Annotated in this window: 21 protein-coding genes; 9 read left to right on the top strand and 12 right to left on the bottom strand. The window is 62.2% G+C overall.

Going from position 1 to position 20,232, the window contains the following annotated elements; translation table 11 throughout:
• Positions 1-132 precede the first annotated feature (132 nt).
• Together pabB and ACI2JX_RS02940 are read left to right on the top strand one after the other, a co-directional pair.
• Positions 133-1,476, top strand: coding sequence for an aminodeoxychorismate synthase component I (gene pabB / locus ACI2JX_RS02945; RefSeq protein WP_404689334.1), 1,344 nt, complete (start codon positions 133-135; stop codon positions 1,474-1,476).
• Between the two features lie 213 nt (positions 1,477-1,689).
• Entirely contained in the window at positions 1,690-2,424 is a 735-nt protein-coding gene (locus ACI2JX_RS02940; protein WP_404689333.1) for a phosphoadenylyl-sulfate reductase, read from the top strand.
• A 56-nt stretch (positions 2,425-2,480) separates the two neighbouring features.
• On the opposite strand, the gene cysB is transcribed toward ACI2JX_RS02940, so the two are convergent.
• From cysB to ACI2JX_RS02925, 3 genes are all read right to left on the bottom strand, one after another.
• A complete protein-coding gene (cysB, locus tag ACI2JX_RS02935) occupies positions 2,481-3,455 on the bottom strand; it encodes an HTH-type transcriptional regulator CysB (protein ID WP_186554985.1) in 975 nt (324 codons plus the stop codon).
• Between the two features lie 127 nt (positions 3,456-3,582).
• Positions 3,583-4,080: a universal stress protein gene (locus tag ACI2JX_RS02930; protein WP_186554986.1), complete on the bottom strand. Its 498-nt coding sequence runs from the start codon at positions 4,078-4,080 to the stop codon at positions 3,583-3,585.
• Between the two features lie 105 nt (positions 4,081-4,185).
• Complete coding sequence (locus ACI2JX_RS02925; RefSeq protein WP_404689332.1) at positions 4,186-5,133, bottom strand: putative 2-dehydropantoate 2-reductase; 948 nt, start codon at positions 5,131-5,133, stop codon at positions 4,186-4,188.
• Between the two features lie 349 nt (positions 5,134-5,482).
• On the opposite strand from ACI2JX_RS02925, the gene ACI2JX_RS02920 reads away from it, so the two are divergent.
• Positions 5,483-6,559 carry a 3-deoxy-7-phosphoheptulonate synthase gene (locus tag ACI2JX_RS02920; RefSeq protein WP_186554988.1) on the top strand — a complete coding sequence of 359 codons (1,077 nt, stop codon included), beginning with the start codon at positions 5,483-5,485 and terminating at the stop codon, positions 6,557-6,559.
• A gap of 200 nt (positions 6,560-6,759) precedes the next feature.
• On the opposite strand, the gene ACI2JX_RS02915 is transcribed toward ACI2JX_RS02920, so the two are convergent.
• Entirely contained in the window at positions 6,760-7,041 is a 282-nt protein-coding gene (locus ACI2JX_RS02915) for a GNAT family N-acetyltransferase (protein ID WP_186554989.1), read from the bottom strand.
• A gap of 503 nt (positions 7,042-7,544) precedes the next feature.
• On the opposite strand from ACI2JX_RS02915, the gene oprI reads away from it, so the two are divergent.
• On the top strand, positions 7,545-7,796 hold the full coding sequence (oprI, locus tag ACI2JX_RS02910; protein WP_003259780.1) for an outer membrane lipoprotei OprI: 252 nt from the start codon (positions 7,545-7,547) through the stop codon (positions 7,794-7,796).
• A 132-nt stretch (positions 7,797-7,928) separates the two neighbouring features.
• Here oprI and ACI2JX_RS02905 read toward each other — a convergent pair whose 3' ends face one another.
• The 3 genes from ACI2JX_RS02905 to ACI2JX_RS02895 form a co-directional block, all read right to left on the bottom strand.
• Entirely contained in the window at positions 7,929-8,903 is a 975-nt protein-coding gene (locus ACI2JX_RS02905; protein WP_264235514.1) for a L,D-transpeptidase family protein, read from the bottom strand.
• A gap of 132 nt (positions 8,904-9,035) precedes the next feature.
• Entirely contained in the window at positions 9,036-9,317 is a 282-nt protein-coding gene (locus tag ACI2JX_RS02900; RefSeq protein ID WP_404689331.1) for a hypothetical protein, read from the bottom strand.
• 58 nt (positions 9,318-9,375) lie between these two features.
• Positions 9,376-9,981 carry an arylesterase gene (locus ACI2JX_RS02895; protein WP_186554992.1) on the bottom strand — a complete coding sequence of 202 codons (606 nt, stop codon included), beginning with the start codon at positions 9,979-9,981 and terminating at the stop codon, positions 9,376-9,378.
• A 10-nt stretch (positions 9,982-9,991) separates the two neighbouring features.
• On the opposite strand from ACI2JX_RS02895, the gene ACI2JX_RS02890 reads away from it, so the two are divergent.
• Positions 9,992-10,675, top strand: a complete 684-nt coding sequence (locus ACI2JX_RS02890) for an ABC transporter ATP-binding protein (RefSeq protein WP_404689330.1) — start codon at positions 9,992-9,994, stop codon at positions 10,673-10,675.
• Entirely contained in the window at positions 10,675-13,182 is a 2,508-nt protein-coding gene (locus ACI2JX_RS02885) for an ABC transporter permease (protein WP_404689329.1), read from the top strand. Before ACI2JX_RS02890 ends, ACI2JX_RS02885 begins: the two co-directional genes overlap by 1 nt.
• 60 nt (positions 13,183-13,242) lie before the next feature.
• Here ACI2JX_RS02885 and greB read toward each other — a convergent pair whose 3' ends face one another.
• The 4 genes from greB to ACI2JX_RS02865 all read right to left on the bottom strand — a co-directional run bounded on the left by greB (position 13,243) and on the right by ACI2JX_RS02865 (position 16,294).
• Positions 13,243-13,731: a transcription elongation factor GreB gene (gene greB / locus ACI2JX_RS02880; protein ID WP_264235508.1), complete on the bottom strand. Its 489-nt coding sequence runs from the start codon at positions 13,729-13,731 to the stop codon at positions 13,243-13,245.
• Between the two features lie 80 nt (positions 13,732-13,811).
• Positions 13,812-14,120 carry a hypothetical protein gene (locus ACI2JX_RS02875; RefSeq protein WP_186554996.1) on the bottom strand — a complete coding sequence of 103 codons (309 nt, stop codon included), beginning with the start codon at positions 14,118-14,120 and terminating at the stop codon, positions 13,812-13,814.
• A gap of 215 nt (positions 14,121-14,335) precedes the next feature.
• Positions 14,336-14,773 carry a DoxX family protein gene (locus tag ACI2JX_RS02870; protein ID WP_186554997.1) on the bottom strand — a complete coding sequence of 146 codons (438 nt, stop codon included), beginning with the start codon at positions 14,771-14,773 and terminating at the stop codon, positions 14,336-14,338.
• Positions 14,774-14,887: 114 nt separating this feature from the next.
• Entirely contained in the window at positions 14,888-16,294 is a 1,407-nt protein-coding gene (locus ACI2JX_RS02865) for a transglycosylase SLT domain-containing protein (protein WP_264235505.1), read from the bottom strand.
• 159 nt (positions 16,295-16,453) lie between these two features.
• On the opposite strand from ACI2JX_RS02865, the gene ACI2JX_RS02860 reads away from it, so the two are divergent.
• The 3 genes from ACI2JX_RS02860 to ACI2JX_RS02850 all read left to right on the top strand — a co-directional run bounded on the left by ACI2JX_RS02860 (position 16,454) and on the right by ACI2JX_RS02850 (position 19,401).
• Complete coding sequence (locus ACI2JX_RS02860; RefSeq protein ID WP_404689328.1) at positions 16,454-17,251, top strand: TatD family hydrolase; 798 nt, start codon at positions 16,454-16,456, stop codon at positions 17,249-17,251.
• Positions 17,252-17,478: 227 nt separating this feature from the next.
• The gene (locus ACI2JX_RS02855; protein ID WP_264235502.1) at positions 17,479-18,957 is read left to right on the top strand and encodes a methyl-accepting chemotaxis protein; all 1,479 of its coding nucleotides are present in this window, start codon (positions 17,479-17,481) and stop codon (positions 18,955-18,957) included.
• 75 nt (positions 18,958-19,032) lie between these two features.
• Positions 19,033-19,401 (top strand): Mpo1-like protein, encoded by a 369-nt coding sequence (locus ACI2JX_RS02850; protein WP_186555001.1) that lies wholly within the window; start codon positions 19,033-19,035, stop codon positions 19,399-19,401.
• Here ACI2JX_RS02850 and ACI2JX_RS02845 read toward each other — a convergent pair.
• Complete coding sequence (locus ACI2JX_RS02845; protein WP_404689327.1) at positions 19,398-20,195, bottom strand: acyl-CoA thioesterase; 798 nt, start codon at positions 20,193-20,195, stop codon at positions 19,398-19,400. The two genes, ACI2JX_RS02850 and ACI2JX_RS02845, sit on opposite strands and share 4 nt — an antisense overlap.
• Positions 20,196-20,232 lie beyond the last annotated feature (37 nt).

The raw sequence follows: 20,232 nt of genomic DNA, 5'->3' as shown, positions 1-20,232 counted from the left end.
TGTGGGAGCGGGCTCGCCCGCGAAGGGCCGCGAAGCGGACCCAAACACAAGCTTGAATGTCGCGCCCAGTGCTAGGCCCTTTTCCTACAGACCATTACAATCCCCTCCTCGCCTCCATCGCCGCCCATTCGCATGCCGACCTGTACGCTCCACCCCCTACCCTACCAGCCCGACCCTGCCGCCTATTTCGCCCGACTGCGCCAGGCGCCCGGCGCGATCCTGCTCGACAGCGCCCGCCCTGGAGCCGAGCGTGGCCGCTTCGACCTGCTCAGCGCCTGGCCGGTGGCCCATTTGCAGGCAGAGCCTGACGAAGATGGCCGGGCTTACTTGCAGCGCCTGCGCGATGGCTTGACCCAGCTGGGGCACGCCGATCTACCCGATAACCTTGAGCTGCCCTTTGCCGGTGGCCTGATCGGCTACCTGAGCTACGACTTCGGTCGGCGCCTGGAACAGCTGCCCAGCATGGCCGTGGACGATCTGGGCCTGGCGGATGCACAGCTGGGCCTGTATGCCTGGGCACTGGTCAGCGACCACCTGCTGGGCACCACGCAACTGGTATTTCACCCCAGTTTGCCAGCGAGCGAGCAGCTGCGGCTGATCAGCCTGTTCGATGCGCCGGCCGTTGATCAATGCGGTGACTTCCAGCTGCTTGCGCCCATGCGCGGCGACCTTGAACCCGCCCAATATCGCCAGGCTTTCGATCAGGTCCAGCACTACATCCAGGCCGGCGACTGCTACCAGATCAACCTCACCCAGCGTTTCCGCGCACCGTGCCAGGGCGATCCGTGGCGCGCCTATCAGGCCCTGCGCAAGGCGTGCCCGACGCCGTTCTCCGGCTACCAGCAGTTGGCCGACGGCAGCGCGCTGCTGAGCTTTTCCCCTGAGCGCTTTGTTCGCGTTAGCCAGGGCCAGGTAGAAACCCGACCGATCAAAGGCACCCGGCCGCGCTCCAGCGACCCGCAGCAAGATGCGCGCAACGCTGCCGAACTGCGCGCCAGCGCCAAGGACCGCTCGGAAAACCTGATGATCGTCGACCTGCTGCGCAACGATCTGGGGCGCACCTGCGAGATCGGCACAGTCAAGGTTCCCGAGCTATTCAGCCTGGAGAGCTACCCCAATGTCCATCACCTGGTCAGCAGCATCACCGGGCGCCTGGCCAGCGGCAAAGACGCCCTGGACCTGATCGGCGACAGTTTCCCCGGTGGTTCGATCACCGGCGCACCGAAGATCCGTGCCATGCAGATCATCGACGAGCTGGAGCCGACGCGCCGGGCGTTGTACTGCGGCTCGCTGTTGTACATCGATGTGCGCGGCGAAATGGACAGCTCCATCGCCATTCGCAGCCTGCTGATCAAGGACGGTCAGGCCTGTTGCTGGGGTGGCGGCGCAGTGGTGGCGGATTCGCAGTGGGAGGCGGAGTATGAAGAGTCGATCGCCAAGGTGCGGGTCTTGATGCAGACGCTGCAAAGCCTCTGATCCGTGTCGCCCTTTTCGCGGGCAAGCCCGCTCCCACAGGAACCGCGCATATTTTCAGATCAGCGCTATCCCTGTGGGAGCGGGCTTGCCCGCGAAAAGGACAACACCGTTCTCGAACCGATTACGCCATGGCAGAACGTCTACCCCGCCATTTTTTGTTACCATCTGCCTATTACGAGCGCACAGCGCCATACACACGATGGAAACCGCCTGATGAGCCAAGCCTTCGACGTCGCCGCCCTGGCCGCGACCTACGCCAACAAGTCCCCGCAGGTCATTCTCAAGCTCGCCTTCGAACATTTTGGCGACGACCTGTGGATCTCATTCAGTGGTGCCGAGGATGTGGTGCTGGTGGACATGGCCTGGAAACTGAATAAACAGGTCAAGGTCTTCAGCCTCGATACCGGCCGCCTGCACCCGGAGACCTATCGTTTTATCGATCAGGTCCGCGAGCAGTACAACCTGCCGATCGAGATCCTCAGCCCGGACCGGGCCAAGCTGGATCCATTCGTCAAGGAAAAGGGCCTGTTCAGTTTCTACAAGGATGGCCATGGCGAATGCTGCGGCATCCGCAAGATCGAGCCGCTGCGGCGCAAGCTGTCCACCGTCAGCGCCTGGGCCACAGGCCAACGTCGCGACCAGAGCCCTGGCACCCGCAGCCAGGTTGCCGCGCTGGAAATCGACTCGGCGTTCTCCACAGCTGAACGCACGCTGTACAAGTTCAACCCCCTGGCGCAGATGACCAGCGCTGAAGTGTGGGGCTATATCCGCATGCTTGAGCTGCCCTACAACAGCCTGCATGAACGCGGCTTCATCAGTATCGGCTGCGAGCCTTGCACCCGCCCAGTGCTGCCTAACCAGCATGAACGCGAAGGCCGCTGGTGGTGGGAAGAGTCCACGCAGAAGGAATGCGGGCTGCATGCCGGCAACCTGATCTCCAAGGCCTAACCTTGTAGCAGGCATAAAAAAACCGGCCAATCAGCCGGTTTTTTTTCGCCTGTCAATCAGTGGAACGGCAACTCCACGCCATGGAAAAGCTCTTCAAGCTCTTGCTTGTTATGGCACTGGATAGCCTTGGCCATGACTTCACGGGTCAGGTGCGGAGCAAATTTCTCGATGAAGTCGCACATGAAACCACGCAGGAAGGTGCCACGGCGGAAGCCGATCTTGGTCACGCTGGCTTCGAACAGTTCGCTGGCATCTAGGGCAACCAGATCGCTATCAAGCTTGGCATCCACCGCCATACCGGCCACGATGCCCACGCCCAGGCCCAGACGCACGTAGGTCTTGATCACGTCAGCATCAGCGGCGGTGAACACTACTTTTGGCGTAAGGCCGCGATGGTTGAACGCCTCGTCCAACTTGGAACGGCCAGTGAAGCCGAACACGTAGGTGACGATCGGGTATTCGGCGAGCGCTTCGAGGGTCAGCTTCGGCAGCTTGGCCAGCGGGTGGCCCTGGGGTACCACCACGCAGCGATTCCAGCGGTAGCACGGCATCATGATCAGATCGCCGAACAGCTCCAGGGCTTCAGTGGCGATGGCAAAGTCGACAGTGCCGTCAGCCGCCATTTCGGCGATTTGCATGGGCGAGCCCTGATGCATGTGCAGGGACACTTCCGGGTACTGCTTGATGAAGCTGCTGATTACCGGCGGCAAGGCATAGCGCGCCTGGGTGTGGGTGGTGGCGATCGACAGGGTGCCCTTCTTCTCGTTGGAGAATTCCTGGGCGATCTGCTTGATGCTTTCAACCTTGCGCAGGATTTCGCCAGCGGTATTGATGATGCGCTCGCCGGCCGGGGTAACGCGGGTCAGGTGCTTGCCGCTGCGGGCGAAAACTTCGACGCCCAACTCATCCTCGAGCAAGCGAATCTGCTTGCTGATCCCCGGCTGGGAAGTATAGAGGCTCTGCGCTGTCGCGGAGACGTTGAGGTCGTGGTGCGCCACTTCCCAGATGTAGCGCAGTTGTTGGAGCTTCATAGGTTTCCCTCGGTTCAGCGGTAGGTCACCGGCAGCTGGCAGCGACGATATATAACTATATTAGTGGTTCTGGAAATAAATCTAGAACTATTTTGTTACGCCAAGGGGAAATGACCTACCGCCATCTTCATGCTTTCCTACGCCCCAAATGCTGCGCCAACGGCACCATGTAGACCGGCACCGGTGACAGCTGCAAGAGCCGCACTGCCGTCCTGCCAATCGGCACATCTACCCCAGCACCTTGGGTATGGCTGCCGAAGATCAACAGATCGACACTCAGCCGTTGCGCCTGATCGAGGATCACCTGTGCAGGATCGCCCTGGCGCACACGCACGGCACGGATCACTGCCAGATCCGCTTCCTCGCCCAGCTCATCGCGAAAATTTTCCAGGACCCTCTGCTCGATATTGGCCATCACCGTGTTCACCCCCTGGCTGTGCAACTGGTCCAGGGTCTGTTCGTCCAGGTAACTCTGCAGCAACGATTCGGCGAACTGGCCCATCGGCTCGACCGCGTGGATTACATAAAGCTCTGCATTGAAGGTGCGCGCCAAGGCCAGGGCGTGCTGCATGACAACAGGCGCGTATACACCGAGGTCGGTGGCATACAGCATGGAACGAATCATTCGACCTCCTCGACTGCCGCTACGGCAGAGCAAGTTTCAGCTTAGCAGCGCCGTAGCCGGGCGCTGCGCCGTCCGGCGTGCTGCCCAGCAGGCCTTCAGGCTCAGTCAGGCCTGGCGATTGCGTCGATCGATGAAGGCCAGCGATTGGTAGAGCATTTCCATGCGCGGCAGTTGGCAGCCTGCGGCGCGTGCCCGCGCCAGGGGCTCGGCATAGATCGCCTGAAGCTCGAGCGGACGCTGCTGGGCGTGGTCGTGATACATGCTGGGCCAGTAGTCAGGCATCTGCTCAGTGATGCGCAACAAGTGCTCGGCATAGCCCTGCGCCAGCAGCTGGCCGCAGGCCTGGGCGCCCTGCACCACTTCGGCCATCAGTTGCTGGATCAGCAGCCTGCTGTCGGCGTCGGCCATCAACGGCGTGGTACTGGCTTGCAAGAGTACCGACAGGCCGTTGTAGGGCACATTCCACACCAGCTTCTGCCAGCGGGCCTGGTCGAGGTTTTCCATGGCCTGCGAGTCGATCCCCGCGGCATGAAACAGCGCGGCGCCCTCCTCGACGATGGCCAGCGCTGCACCTGCGGCCGGGCCGCTGTGATAGCCAAGGTTGACCGCGCCCAGCGCCTGGTGACGAATCACTCCGGGGGCCTCGCGGTTGACACATATAAAGCACAAGCCGCCGAGCAAGTGCATGTCTGGACGCAACGCAGGGCGTAACTGCTCTTCAACGCCCAGGCCATTTTGCAAAAGCACCACCCTGGCCCCAGGCGCGGCAGCCTGGACGATCAGCGGCGCAAGCTCGGCATTACTGGTGGCCTTGGCGCCCACCAGCAACCAGTCGCACGCCGGCACGTCGGCGGCCGAGGCATAGGCGTTGACCTGCATATGCACTTGACCATGCACCGCGCTTTGCAAGCTCAGCCCCTGCTCGCGCACCGCCTCATACTCGCTGCGCAACAGAAAGTGCACCTCAAAGCCTGCGCGGGCCAGCATCAGCCCGTAGAACCCACCGATGGCACCACTGCCGATGATCCCGATACGCGTACTGCGAGACTCCATGCTGTACTCCTTTTCGATCCAGTTGCTGGTTCGCCAGATGCTTACAAGTCAGGCCGATGTGGCCCAACTGTAATGCCGCGATTGAAGTCAGAGCAGCATTTTCTAGTGTCAGATCTGGCCCCGCAATGAGGCCGGCCCAACCAAGCACACAGGCACTGCCGGCAGGTAGCTTCCAGCGCGCAGAAACAAAAAACCCTCTATAGGCCAAAAACCCCACGCCGACGGGGCCCAGCCCATTGTCGCGCCCCCTGTAACGCGCTAAGGTTCGGCCTCCCCGTTGCGAACAATCTGCTGCTAGGCCGCACGGGGATTGCTGGCGGCCGGCACCCGTGACCTGACGAGTAACACGATGGCTGATTTACCGATCGATGACCTAAACGTTGCCTCCAACGAGACCTTGATCACCCCCGATCAGCTCAAGAAGGAAATTCCTCTCAGCGCCCAGGCCCTGCAGACCGTGACTGCCGGCCGCGAAGTGGTGCGCAACATCCTCGACGGCAAGGACCATCGACTGTTCGTCGTGATCGGCCCCTGCTCGATCCATGACATCAAGGCCGCTCACGAATACGCCGAGCGCCTCAAGGTACTGGCCGCGGAAGTCGCCGACACCCTGTACCTGGTAATGCGCGTGTACTTCGAAAAACCACGTACCACCGTCGGTTGGAAAGGCCTGATCAACGACCCGTACCTGGATGACTCGTTCAAGATCCAGGACGGTCTGCATATCGGTCGCCAACTGCTGCTGGACCTGGCCGAAATGGGCCTGCCAACCGCCACCGAAGCACTTGACCCGATCTCCCCGCAGTATCTGCAGGACCTGATCAGCTGGTCGGCGATCGGCGCTCGCACCACCGAATCGCAGACCCACCGAGAGATGGCCTCAGGCCTGTCCTCGGCGGTCGGTTTCAAGAACGGCACCGATGGCGGCCTGACCGTGGCGATCAACGCCTTGCAGTCGGTATCCAAGCCACACCGTTTCCTGGGGATCAACCAGGAAGGTGGCGTGTCCATCGTCACCACCAAGGGCAATGCCTATGGCCACGTAGTACTGCGCGGCGGCAACGGCAAGCCCAACTATGATTCGGTCAGCGTGGCCTTGTGCGAGCAAGACCTGGCCAAGGCCAAGATCAAGGCCAACATCATGGTCGATTGCAGCCACGCCAACTCCAACAAGGATCCGGCCCTGCAACCGCTGGTGATGGACAACGTCGCCAACCAGATCCTCGAAGGTAACCAGTCGATCATCGGCCTGATGGTCGAGAGCCACCTTAACTGGGGCTGCCAGTCGATTCCCAAGGATCTTGCCGACCTGCAGTACGGCGTATCGGTCACCGACGCCTGTATCGATTGGGCCGCCACCGAAAAGTCCGTGCGCAGCATGCGCGACAAGCTCAAGGACGTTCTGCCCAAACGCCAACGCGGCTGAGGGTCGTCTGTTTTGGGGCTGCATTGCAGCCCTTCGCGGGCAAGCCCGCTCCCACAGGGACAGCGCTTAACTTGAGGGCGGCGCGATACCTGTGGGAGCGGGCTTGCCCGCGAAGGGCCGCAAGGCGGCCCCAAAATCTTAAGTGAACAGCATTACGGGCAATGCCCGGAATTTTTCTGTGTTTCGATCAGCCCCGAACGTCAGGCTTTGCTGGAATGGCGCTGCTGGCGCTCCATGTAGCGCTCGACGTACGAGCACGACGGGATGACCGTGTAGCCCATCTGGTCAGCATACTGCAGGGCCTGTTCGGTCAGTGCTGCGGCAATGCCGCGGCCGCGCAGGGCGTTGGGCACGAAGGTGCGATAGATATCCAGCGTCTGCTTGCCCAGGTCCATGTACGTCAGGTAGGCACGATGACCGTCCACGTTGGTCTCGAACTGATGACCGGCCTGGTCATGGTGGATGGTCAGCGCTTCGCTCATCACTACTCCTCGCAGGTCTTCTCGGCAGACCTTTACCTTACCCGATGATATATCCGGCGCGGAATCTTCTACGCCCCCTCATGCCCCCTTGGACAGCAAGGTGACTGGGTCGTTCTGTACCCTGGGCACCCACAAATAGTAGGCGCCGCCAGCGGGATTGCTCAAGGTGGTAGACGGCAAAAATTAGCCGTTACACCCAGTTGAACGGACCTGAAGGTGGACTCGCAACAGCACGCGGATGTTGTACTGCTAAGACGCACAAGGACAGTACAAGTCACCTTTAGTTCAACAAAAAGTTCCGCTAGTACAATCGCTTGCGAATCCTGAACAGGTTGTTCACAAAAGCGCTACAAAGGTGTCAGCGCCCCAGCAGTCCACATTTTTTTTGCAGTTCTTGCGCTCAGTCAGTTTACTTACTACAAGTAATGGGTACTATGTACGCCGGCCAGTTTCTCTTTTCCGAGAGATGGCTCTTTAATAGAAAGTCCTTGAAGGGGAACACGATGAACAACGTTCTGAAATTCTCTGCTCTGGCTCTGGCCGCAGTTCTGGCTACCGGTTGCAGCAGCGTCTCCAAAGAAACCGAAGCTCGCCTGACTGCTACCGAAGACGCAGCAGCTCGCGCCCAAGCCCGTGCCGATGAAGCCTACCGTAAGGCTGACGACGCTCTGGCTGCCGCTCAGAAGGCTCAGCAAACCGCTGACGAAGCCAACGAGCGCGCTCTGCGTATGCTGGACAAAGCCAGCCGCAAGTAATAATCCTCACGGATTGTTATGAAGCCGACCCACTTGTGGGTCGGCTTTTTTATTGCCGATGAAAAAGCCTGCGGCAAAAACGAAAAAGGCCTGCACTAAGGCAGGCCTGATCGCGGCACAGGGACTTACGACTTACTGAAGTTCAGGCGGGATGCTCGAGACCATCGGTGCCGCACCACCGCTGACGGGAACGGCAATTTCCACCGGCATGCCATCTTCAGCGGCAACCACGTCGCGCACCATGTCCCAGTTCATTCGCAGGTTATTGGCCAGGTCTTCACGCTTGAGCAAGGCATTGATAACTGCAGTGTGCTTGTCGACCACCGACGGATCGCCATGATCATCAAGCGGTGTGTGCGCCTCGAGGTAGACCTTGCCGGCACTGATACCGAACTTGTACGGCTCGTTGATGATGCGCACCGGCGTGCCTACCGGGACCATCTTGGAAAGTTCCAGGACGTTATTGTTGAGCATGCGGAAGCAACCATGGCTGGTGCGCATGCCAATACCGAACTTCTTGTTGGAACCGTGGATCAGGTACCCAGGTACCCCCAGGGTGAACTTGAAAGGCCCCAGCGGGTTGTCCGGGCCAGCGGGCACTACGGTCGGCAAGATGTCGCCATCGGCGGCATGCTCGGCGCGGATCGAAGCAGGCGGCGTCCAGGTCGGATTCGGCGTCTTGGCGGTGATCTTAGTATTGGCAATCGGCGAGCCCCAGCCTTCACGGCCGATGCCCAGCGGGAAGGTATGCACTACGTTCTGCCCTTTCGGGAAGTAGTACAGGCGGTATTCAGCCAGGTTGATGACAATGCCTTCGCGTGGCCCCGGAGGCAGCACATAGCGCGTCGGCAGGATGATTTCGGTTCCGGCGCCGGGCAACCATGGATCGACGCCCGGGTTGGCCGCGATCATCTCCAGATAGCCCAGATCATTGGCGGTGCCGATGTCAGCGAAGGTGTCTTCGTACTTGGCCTTGATCGTCTGGACCTGGCCGACGACGTCCTCACCGGGTGGCGGCAGTGGCAGCTCCAGCGCGCAGGCAGGGCCCGCTACCAGCAGGGCGGCCAGGGACAGGCTACGGGTGACGGCGGGAAAGCGCGGCAACATCCGGTAAATCCTTCGAAAGGTGGGTCAAGAGGGTCGATTGTACACCCGCCCCGGCACAAGCGGGAGGCATCGGGCAGTTGCATGCGTTTCAGATGATGAAAGGCAGTCTTAGTTCCGGCCGGCAGTTGCCCTCTAGAGTTGCGGCCATATCGGTCGAGTGCCACGGCGCTGGGCATCGAGGATCGCTTTGCACAGCGTGCACAGGCGGCTGTCGCGATTGATCGTGCGCGGCACCAACGACCACCGTGGCTGTGCTGGCAACAGACCGCCGCATAGGGTGCGGTCGACCGGCGCGCCCAGCTCAAGTTGGCGGGCTACCAGGTGGACGCGGACTTCCTGACACGCGAACAGGTCGAGTTGCTCATCGGGCTCGATCAGTTGATAGGCATACAGGGACCAGGCAGGGCGCGGCATTGGGGGGTCTCGAAACGGGGGGCGCAACATTATCTGAAAGCAGCCCCCGTTAAAAGCGTCACAGCAAGGGTTTTATCACCGGCCAGGCATTTTCCAGCAGTTGCTGCTGGGCGCCCTGGGCTGGGTGAATGCCATCGGCCTGCATCATCTGCGGCACACCGCCAACCCCTTCGAGGAAAAACGGCACCCAGGGCACTTTTTTCTGTGTCGCCAACTGCTCATAGACCTGGGCAAAGGCAGTGGTATAGCGCACCCCGTAATTGGGCGGCAGGCGCATGCCCAACAGGACCACTTTGGCCCCTGCCGCCTGGGAGCGGTCTATCATCGAAGCAAGATTTTGTTGCAATTGCTCTGGCGGCTGCCCACGCAGCCCATCGTTGCCGCCCAGCTCGATGATCACCAGGCTCGGCTTATGCTCTGCAAGCAGCGCCGGCAGCCGCGCCTGGCCACCTGCACTGGTGTCACCACTGATCGAGGCATTGACCACCTGATCGCTGGAGCCTTCCTGCTGCAGCCGTTGCTGCAACAGGGAAACCCACCCCTGGCGGGTATCCAGGCCAAAACCGGCGCTGATACTATCGCCCACGACCAGCAGTGTTCCCGCCGCCGCGCTCTGGGCCAAGCAATACAGGGCCAGACCGGCACTCAACCACCACACTCGCATCGGATTCTCCATGGGCCCAAGCATTCTCGTTGCGCAGCACCTTAGCAAAGTGGTTCCCAGTGCGGAAGGCGACCTGACCATCCTCCACGCACTCTCCCTCGATCTGAACCAGGGCGACAGCCTGGCCATCGTCGGCGCTTCGGGATCGGGCAAATCGACCCTGCTGGGCTTGCTCGCAGGCCTGGACCGCCCTAGCGCCGGTACGGTGATCCTTGCAGGTCACGACCTGGGGCCGCTGGATGAAGATCAACGGGCGCGGGTGCGCGCCGAGCATGTCAGCTTCGTGTTCCAGTCGTTCCAATTGCTCGACAGCCTCAATGCACTGGAAAACGTCATGCTGCCGCTGGAGCTCGATGGCCGCCACGATGCCCGCGAGCATGCGCGCAGCCTGCTCGAACGGGTTGGCCTGGGCAAACGCCTGACTCATACCCCGCGCCAGCTTTCAGGCGGTGAGCAGCAGCGAGTGGCGATTGCCCGCGCGTTCGCCGCGCAGCCAGCGGTGCTGTTCGCTGACGAGCCTACCGGCAACCTGGACAGCCACACCGGCGAGCGCATCAGCGACCTGTTGTTCGAACTGAACAAAGAGCGCGGCACCACCTTGGTTCTGGTCACCCATGACGAACGCCTGGCCAAGCGCTGCCGGCGCCTGATCCGCCTGGACGCTGGGCGCCTGGTGGCGCCCCTGGAGCCGTGATGACTCGATTGCCGTTTCTGCGCCTGTGCGCCCTGGCCCTGCGCCAGCTCTGGCGCGACGCCCGTGCCAGTGAAGTACGCGTGCTGTTCTTCGCCCTGCTGGTGGCCGTGGCGGCCAGCACCGCCATCGGCTATTTCGGCGCACGCCTGAATGGCGCCATGCAGCTGCGCGCCAGCGAGTTTCTCGGCGCAGATCTGGTCCTGCAGGGCAGCTCGCCAGCTCGCCAGGAGCAGATCGACGCCGGCACGGCGCTGGGTTTGCGCCATGCACGGGTGGTGGAATTTACCAGCGTGGTCGGGGGCGATAGCGGCATCCAGCTCTCCAGCATCAAGGCCGCCGACACTGCCTACCCGCTGCGGGGAAAACTACGCAGCGCCGCAGCGCCCTATGCGCAGGAAGCGCCCGGGGGTGGCCCAGCAGCCGGCGAGGTCTGGGTCGAGCCACGTCTGCTGGCGGCGCTGGGTTTGGCGATAGGCGATAGCATCGATGTTGGCATGAAGAGCTTGCGCATGACCCGCGTACTGACCTACGAACCAGACCGCGCCAACAATTTCTACAGCCTCACCCCGCGGGTGCTGATGAACCTCGACGACCTGCAAAGCACCGGCGTGATCCAGCCAGGCAGCCGGGTCAGCTATCGCGAACTATGGCGAGGCGAGGCGCAAACGTTGAGCCAGTATCGCCAGGCCATCGACAAGGATCTGGCCGCCAACCAGCGCCTGCTCGATACCCGCGATGGCAACCGGCAAATCGGCGGCGCCCTGGGCAAGGCTGAGCGCTACTTGAACATGGCCAGCCTGGTGGCGGTGCTGTTGGCAGGCGTTGCCGTGGCGCTCTCGGCCAGCCGCTACGCGGCCCGTCGCCTGGACGCCAGCGCCCTGCTGCGCTGTCTGGGCTTGTCTCGCCGCCAGGCCCTGGGCCTGTACTGCGTGCAACTGGCTGCGCTGGGCCTGGTGGCAGCAATGGCCGGGGCTCTGGTCGGCTGGCTGGCACAGCTGGGCCTGTTTCGCCTGCTGCACGGGCTGATGCCCAGCGTCATTCCACCCGGTGGCATCACCCCGGCGCTGGCTGGCATCGGCACGGGTCTGGTCGCCCTTGCAGGTTTTGCCCTGCCGCCGTTGGCGGCACTGGGCCGTGTGCCGCCGCTGCGGGTGTTGCGCCGCGATCTGCTGCCGGTACCGCCCAGCAGCTGGCTGGTGTATGGCGCTGCCCTATTCGCCCTGGGCCTGATCATGTGGCGCCTGAGCCTGGATCTGCTGCTGACCTTTGCCCTGCTCGGCGGCGGGCTGATCGCTGCGCTGCTACTGGGCGGCTTGCTCCTGCTCGGTTTACGCAGCCTACGCCGGTTACTGGCGGGCGCTCCCCTGACTTGGCGGCTGGGCTTGGGCCAATTGCTGCGCCATCCGCTGGCGGCGGCCGGCCAAGCGCTGGCGTTTGGCCTGATCCTACTGGCCATGGGCTTGGTCGCATTGCTGCGCGCCGAGCTGTTGGATACCTGGCAAGCGCAACTGCCCAAAGATGCTCCCAACCATTTCGCCCTGAACATCCTACCGGATGAACGCGATGCTTTTATCCAGCGCTTGCGCGAGGTTAACGCCACTTCGGCGCCGTTGTATCCGGTGATCCCGGGTCGGCTGACGCACATCAACGACGAGCCGGTACGCCAGCTGGTGAGCAAGGAGTCCACCGGTGAACGCGCCGTGCAACGCGACCTCAGCCTGACCTGGGCCGCCGAGCTGCCCGAGGGCAATGCCTTGACCTCAGGTGGTTGGTGGCAACCCACTCCAGCAAGCGATGGCATCCCTGGTGTTTCGGTAGAAGCGGAGCTTGCTGCCAGCCTGCACCTGAAGCTGGGCGACCTGCTCAATTTCGATATCGGTGGTCAGCAACGCCAGGCACGGGTCAGCAGCTTGCGCTCGGTGCACTGGGACAGTTTCCAGCCCAACTTCTACATGATTTTCCAACCCGGCACCCTGCAGGGCCTGCCCACCACCTACCTGACCAGCTTCTACCTGGCAGCGGGTCACGACCAGGAAGTGGTCGCCCTGTCCCGCGCGTTCCCGGCCGCGACCATTCTTCAGGTCGACGCGCTGCTCGAGCAATTGCGCAGCATCCTGGCCCAGGTGACCTTGGCGGTGGAGTATGTGCTGTTGTTCGTGTTGGCGGCGGGCCTGGCAGTGCTGTTCGCCGGGCTACAGGCAACGCTGGATGAGCGCATTCACCAAGGCGCCTTGCTGCGCGCGCTGGGTGCGCCCAGGCCCTTGCTGGTCAGGACCCGGCGCATCGAGTTCGGCTTGCTGGGGGCGGCCAGCGGCGTCCTGGCGGCACTGGGTTGCGAGCTGATCAGCTGGGCGCTGTATCGCTACGCGTTCGACCTGCCGTGGAGTCCGCATCCATGGCTACTGGCATTGCCGCTGGCGGGGGCATTGCTGGTGGCGGGTGCTGGTGTGATTGGCACCCGGCGCGCGCTCAATGCCAGCCCTCTGGCGGTTTTGCGCGACACTTGAGCTCAACGCAACTGTGAACTGGGGCTGCTTTGCGGCCCCAGTCTTGGAAGCTTCAGTTATTCAGGCATCCGCCTGCACAGCCGGATAACGGATGCTGTTGACATACCAGGTAGCATCCCCCGTCGGCGTCTTGACCACCACCTCGTCGCCCTCCTCCTTCTTGAGCAACGCGCGGGCCATGGGCGAATCGATCGAAATGTAGTCGTTGCGCCCATAGATCTCGTCATAACCGACAATGCGAAACTTCAGGGTCTCGCCGTCATCGTTTTCGATTTCCACCCAAGCGCCAAAGAACACTTTGCCTTCCTGTTCGGGGGAATAGGCAACCACTTTGACATCTTCAAGACGCTTGCGCAGGTAACGTACGCGACGATCAATCTCGCGCAAGAGCTTCTTGTTGTACTGGTAATCGGCGTTTTCACTGCGATCGCCCAGCGACGCTGCCCAGGCAACCTTCTGGGTAATTTCCGGCCGGTAGACCCGCCACAGATGGTCGAGCTCTTGCTTGAGCGCCTGATGACCTTCGGTGGTGATGATGTTGGTGCTCAAACGGCATTCTCCTCAACGCCTGTGCGTGCCGACGTAGTGAGGCCGAGCTTAACCAAAAACGCCCGGCGCTGACATGCTACTCAACGACGGGTAATCAGGCCTTGGCGGGCGATGCGGGTGAGATGGCCGATAACCTCGGCGGCGTCTTCGGCTGCCGGCGACTGGATCACCGCGAGGTCAAAGCGATCGCTGCCGTACTGTTCGAGCAGGCCGCAGGTTTCAGCGAACTGGATGAGGAAAGCGCGGGCTTGGCCCTTGCGTCGCGAGAAACCATCGAGGTGACGCAACAAGGTAGGCTGATGCTGGCCACCGAGCAGGATGCGCGGTGTGCGAGAGGCCTGGCTGGCAGGCAGGGGGGTCAGGCAGACACTGGTACGTGGACAACTCATGGAGTATTTCTCCGCCTCGCAAATCCCGCTGGGCAGCGGTGGGAGGCGTCACCGAACCAGCGCTTTAGCGGTATTTCGGATGACCCGGCTGGGGGCCTTTCCTGCGCCCCGCAAGTAGCTGTTTAAATCGGCGCAAGCGGTATCCTAGAGAGTGAAACGACAAGCTGCAAGTAGACTTTACTCGCAGCTTGAGGGATGGGCTTTACAGCGTTGTGTCAGCGGGCGATCAGGCGGTCCAGGGAGAAGCGACCGGCACCTTCGATCAGCACTGCCACGGTGCCTGCCATCAGCGCGAGGGCGAACTCGTAGCCGTTGTTTGACATGAACAGCCCATTGCCGATGTGCACCGAGAAGATCGCCACCACCAAGGTCACCGTCAGTGCCAGGGCAGCTGGGCGCACCAGCAGGCCAATCAGCAGTGCCAGACCACCGAAGAACTCGGCGCTACCCGACAACAGGGCCATCAGGTAACCCGGGGCCAGGCCGATGCTTTCCATCCACTGCCCGGTGCCTTCCAGGCCGTAGCCACCGAACAGGCCGAACAATTTCTGTGCGCCGTGGGCCATGAAGATCAGACCGACCAGGATGCGGATAACGCTCAAGCCAGCGCCAGCACGGGTGACGAACAGCGAGTTGAGGGTGTTGGAGTTCATTTCAAATCTTCCTTAGGGCAAGCAATGTTGGGTTGGGATGGGCGCCATCTTAATCAAATTAACCAATAGTAAAATCGCATAATATGCGTAATTAATATCGGATAATTCGATTCATTAACGCTTTGCCACGCGCTCTAGCGCAGCCCGCTCACGATTGAAGGCCAGGAAGTACTTGTTGACGCTGTTGACGAAATTGACCGGCCCCATGCCCACCTGCTCCATGGCGATGCGTTCGGTCTGGAAGAACCACTGGTTGCCATTGAGTCCGCGCCGACGCGCTTCGGCACGCATCGCCTGCACCCGCTCCGGGCCTAGGTTGTAAGCCGCCAGAATGAACGCCATGCGCTCGCGCTCGTTAAGCTTGGGGCTGGCGAAGAACTTGCGCCGGATCAACGCCAGGTAGCGGGCGCTGGCCTGGACATTGCCATCGACCGTGGTGGTGTTACTGACCCCGACCCGTTGCGCTGCCGAGGGCGTGATCTGCATCAATCCATGAGCGCCGCCCATCCCTCGTGCGGCGGGATTGAGGGTGGACTCCTTGAACGCCAGCGCAGCCAGGTTGAGCCAGTCGATCTGTTGCGCCTGCCCATGCTTTTGCAGCACCGCCCGCAGCGTCTGCAATTGCTGGCGGTCTTTGCGCGCCAATGGGTTGTGCACCCGGTACTGACGCCGATAAATGCGCTCGAACGCGGCGTCCTGGTTGTCTGGGGCGCGGTAGCCCGCGAGGAAGCGGTCGACCGTGGCCAGCAACTGATGCGCATCGCGACCGACATACCAACGCATGGCCTGGGGTTCGCCGAGCTTCAAGCGAGTGTCTACACGCAGACGCGGCATCACGCGCGCCCAGCGCTGGGCAATGGGCCGCTCCACCACTGTCAGGTGATAGATGCCGGCCTGGACCATCTCCAACACGTCTTCGATGGCCAAGCTCGGATCGACCCACTCGATCTTGATCGGCGCGCGTTTGCGCAGGGCCAACTGCTCGTTGATGTCCTGGATCAGCGCGCCGGCGGCACTGGCCGTGGTCAGCGCGATGGTCCGCCCGGACAGTTGCTCGACCCGGCTGAAACTGCGTTCGCCCTTGCGCCCGACCAGCAGCAACGGCACCTGATCGAGCACCGGGGCGCTGGTACTGACACCGCGCACCACGCCCGGATCAAGTAGTTCGCCGGGAGCGGCGAGATCACCCTCACCCCGGGCCAAGGCGCCGAGTAACTGCTCCTTGGCCCGCGGAATCAGTTTGACCTGGATCAGCTGCCCTTCCCTTTCGCGGCCGTTAAGGTAGTGCTCCAGCGCCCTGAGCCGGTGATATTCGATACCAACCGGCTCGCCCTTGACCTCGCCAGAGCTATTGCGGCTCTGATTGACCAGCACCCGCAGCACCTTGGTTGCGCGCACCTGGGCCAGATCACGAGGCTGATTGCTGTTTGCAGTCTGCTGCGGCCCTGGCAAGCGGGCGCTGGCCGCCCCAGGCAGGAGCAAGCCAATCATCAGCAGTAGGGTCAGCAAGGTTCGCTGCATGCGAAAACGTGTCCGAGGGCTGTGGGCGGAAACCATCAAGGCCAGTGCGTCCGTGACAAATGACGCTAGAAGACCATGGCAACAGCTTGAAGTTCTTGGCTTTTTCCTGAAATTCCCGGTTTTTGCTATGCTGGCCGCCCCGCGGCACGAGGTAGCACCATGCAACTGATCGATATCGGCGTCAACCTGACCAACAGCAGCTTCCATGACCAACAGGCGGAGATCGTCGAGCGGGCCGTGCAAGCGGGCGTGGTGCAAATGGTGGTAACCGGCACCAGCCTGGCGGTCAGCGAACAGGCCCTGGAACTGTGCCAGCAACTCGATGAGCAAGGGCAGCGGCTGTTCTCGACCGCAGGTGTCCACCCGCACGACGCCAAGAGCTGGGATGACGCCAGTGAACGTCGCTTGCGCCAGTTGCTCGAACAACCTCGGGTCAAGGCCGTGGGCGAATGCGGCCTGGACTTCAACCGCGACTTCTCCCCTCGCCCGCTGCAGGAAAAAGCCCTGGAGGCGCAACTGAGCCTGGCCGCGGAACTGCAGCTGCCGGTATTCCTGCATGAGCGTGACGCCAGCGAGCGCCTGCTGGCCATTCTCAAGGACTATCGCGATCACCTGCCGGCCGCCGTGGTGCATTGTTTCACCGGTGAGCGTGAGGCGCTGTTCGCCTATCTGGACATGGACCTGCACATCGGCATCACCGGCTGGATCTGCGATGAGCGCCGCGGTACTCATCTGCATCCGCTGGTGGGCAATATTCGCGAAGGGCGACTGATGCTGGAAAGTGATGCGCCCTACCTGTTGCCACGCAGCTTGCGGCCCAAACCAAAAAATGGCCGCAATGAACCGGCGTTCTTGCCCCAGGTGCTACACGAGGTGGCCTTGCATCGGGGCGAAGCGCCAGAGCATACGGCTCGACATACCAGCGAATGCGCCCGGCAGTTCTTCGATTTGCCTTGAAATCGAGTCGTTGTTTTCGCGGGCAAGCCCGCTCCCCCAGGCTAAGCGCAGATTTCCAATCCTGCGCGGAACCTGTGGGAGCGGGCTTGCCCGCGAAAAGAGCACCGCGCAACTGACAGATTCCCCCTGCGCTTTCTTGACGCACATCAAGACCCCCACTGAGCCGCTCGGACACAATGATGGCACCTTGCCAATACTGTTTCCGCTCAACTCAGAGAAGACCTACGATGGGTGCCTGGCTTAGCAATATTTCCCTGAAGTACAAGTTCTGGGCCGTCAATGCGGTGGCCTTCGTCACCACCCTGTTGCTGGTGCTGTATGCCGTGCACCTGGAGCAACAGGCCCGCGCCGAGGGCGCACGCGCACAAGCGCAAGCCCAGGCGCAGCTGCTGGCAGCCTGGCCCAGCGCACAGCAACTGCCCAAGCAAAGCAACGTGATCAGCTGGCAGCCGGGGCAAACACCGAGCATTGCTGGCGAACCCCTGATGCTACCCAAGGACGCCCAAGGCTGGGTCGAGTTACCCAGCGCGTGGATCCTTGGCGACAATCCACTGCGCGGCGCCCAGGTTGTGCGCCAGGGCGATCAGCAGCTGGCTGTTCTGGCCCAGTCGCCGAGCCTGCGCCAGGTGTTCTTCGACCGTTTCGGCAACTATGCGGTGTGCGTAGCCATCCTGATGCTGGCGATGCTCTGTGCCTCGCAATTGTTGATCCGCTTCCTGCTCAGCCAGCTCAACACTCTCAAGGATGTGATGCTGCATGTGGAGAAGACTGGCGACCTGTCGGCGCGGGTGCCACTGGCCTGTGGCGACGAGGTCGGGCAGATGGCTGGCGCCTTCAATGCCATGCAGTCGACCTATCACCGGGTCGTCAGCACCGTCGCCCGCACCGCCGCGCAGCTCGACTCCGGCGCGGCGCGCCTGGCGGCGAGCATGAACGAGGTGCGCCACGGCATGATCGGCCAACAGAGCGAGACCGATCAGGCGGCGACAGCGATCAACGAGATGTCGGCCACCGTGCATCATATCGCCCAGCACGCCGGCGCCACCCGTGACCTCTCGCAAACCGCCGATAGTCTGGCAGGCAGCGGCCAGGTTGTGGTCAGCCGGGTGCAGGATTCGATTTCCGGCCTGTCCAGCGGCGTGCAACAGACCGCCGAAATGATCCGCCAGTTGGCCGAAGACAGCCAGAAGATCAATGGCGTGGTTGGGGTGATCCACAGTATTGCCGAGCAGACCAATCTGCTGGCGCTCAATGCTGCGATTGAAGCCGCGCGGGCGGGCGACCTCGGTCGCGGCTTCGCAGTGGTCGCCGACGAGGTGCGCAACCTGGCCAAGCGCGTGCAAACCTCCACCGATGAAATCACCGGCATGGTCGCTGCGCTGCAATCGGGCACACGCGATGCGGTGGAGTTTATGCAGGAGAGCTCGTACAAGGCCGACGACTGCGTCAAGCAGGCCCAGGAGGCGGGTGAGTCGCTGGCGGAAATCACCAGCGCCGTAGCACAGATGCGTGAGAGCAATACCCAGATAGCGGTAGCTGCCGAGCAACAGAGCCAAGTCGCCGAAGAGATGAATCGGGCTGTGGTGAGCATTCGCGACGTGACCGAACAGACCGTGCAGCAGACGGTCGGCTCGGCGACCACCAGCAGCGAACTGGCGACCCTCGCCGGGGAACTGAGCAAGGCCATCGGCCAGCTCAAGCTATAGTCATCATAGCCAGCCTCGATTGGCCCCCTGGCGGGGGCCGCACTAAGCTTTGGACATGACCCTGAGGAATTGTCCATGAGCAAACGCCTGCCCAACCTGCCCGCCTGGCAATGGCGCGGCTATCACCACAATCACCGTCACCCGGCCAACCTGGTACTGCACCTGATTGCCGTGCCGCTGTTCATCCTCGGCGCCTTGCTGGTGCTGTCCGGGCTGTTCGGCCTGGATCTGGGGCAGATCGCTGTGGGCATCATCGCCCTGATTGCCGGGCTTGGGCTACAACGCCAAGGGCATCGCCTGGAAGCCGAGCAGCCAGAGCCTTTCGCCAATCGCAAGGACGCCGTGCAGCGCCTGCTCACCGAGCAATTCATCACCTTTCCCCGCTTCCTTTTGAGTGGCGCCTGGTGGCGGGCCTGGCGCGAACGGCACAAGCACCGGCGTTAAGCGAACACCGTGACCGTTTGCCGGCTTAGCGCCAGTAACTCACCCTCGGCGCTCCACAGCGCGGCCGAGGCGTGGCCGTAACCGTCTTTGGCGTGCTCGGTCTCGACGCAATAGCGGCACCAGTCCAGGGTCGACAGGGTCGGTGTCGGCTGGACGAACTCGATGGTCCAGGTCAACGTGCTGCCCGCAGCGGGCCGCTTGAGAAACGGCATCAAGCTAGGCGGCCAGGCATCCACCAGGGCCAGCAGGTGCGATTCGTTGACCGGCCCCTGCTCGACATCGCGCAGGCGCACCCAACCGCCCATTTGCCGCGAAGCGTTGCCGGTAAAAGGCAACCCGCCGATAGCCCAGCGCAGCGCCACGTGGCGCATGAACTCCGGTGTGATGCCCTTGATATAAGGCAGCTCGGGGGCACTCTGCTCGAGCGCTTTCATCTCTACCGCGGGCAGCGCCGTCACCTCGACCTCTGAGGCTCGTCCCGCACCGAAACTCCCCTGCACCAGCGTCACCACCTGGCCGTCTTGCACCGCACGGCCAAGCAGGGTGCTGACGGCTTTGCCCTCACGCAGCACCTCGACCTCGAAACTGATCGGCACATCAGGCGCAGCAGGCCCAACGAAGGTGATCGCCAGGGAGCGAACCAGGCGCTCGTCTGTCAGCTTCAAGCGCATGGCTTGGTACACCAGCGCGGCCATCAGACCGCCAAACGCCGCCCGCCCCTGAGCCCAGCTGGCGGGCACGCACACCGATTCGGGGTGCTCGCGCACCGCAACCAGCAATTGAGTGAAATTCATGATGCCCTCGGCTTTTGCAGGAAAACTCCGATGTTAG

It is taken from the genome of Pseudomonas sp. NPDC088890, assembly GCF_044900155.1.
Lineage (GTDB): Bacteria > Pseudomonadota > Gammaproteobacteria > Pseudomonadales > Pseudomonadaceae > Aquipseudomonas > Aquipseudomonas urmiensis.
Note: the sequence above shows the minus strand (reverse complement) of the source record. Positions and strands in the feature narration are given on the sequence as shown.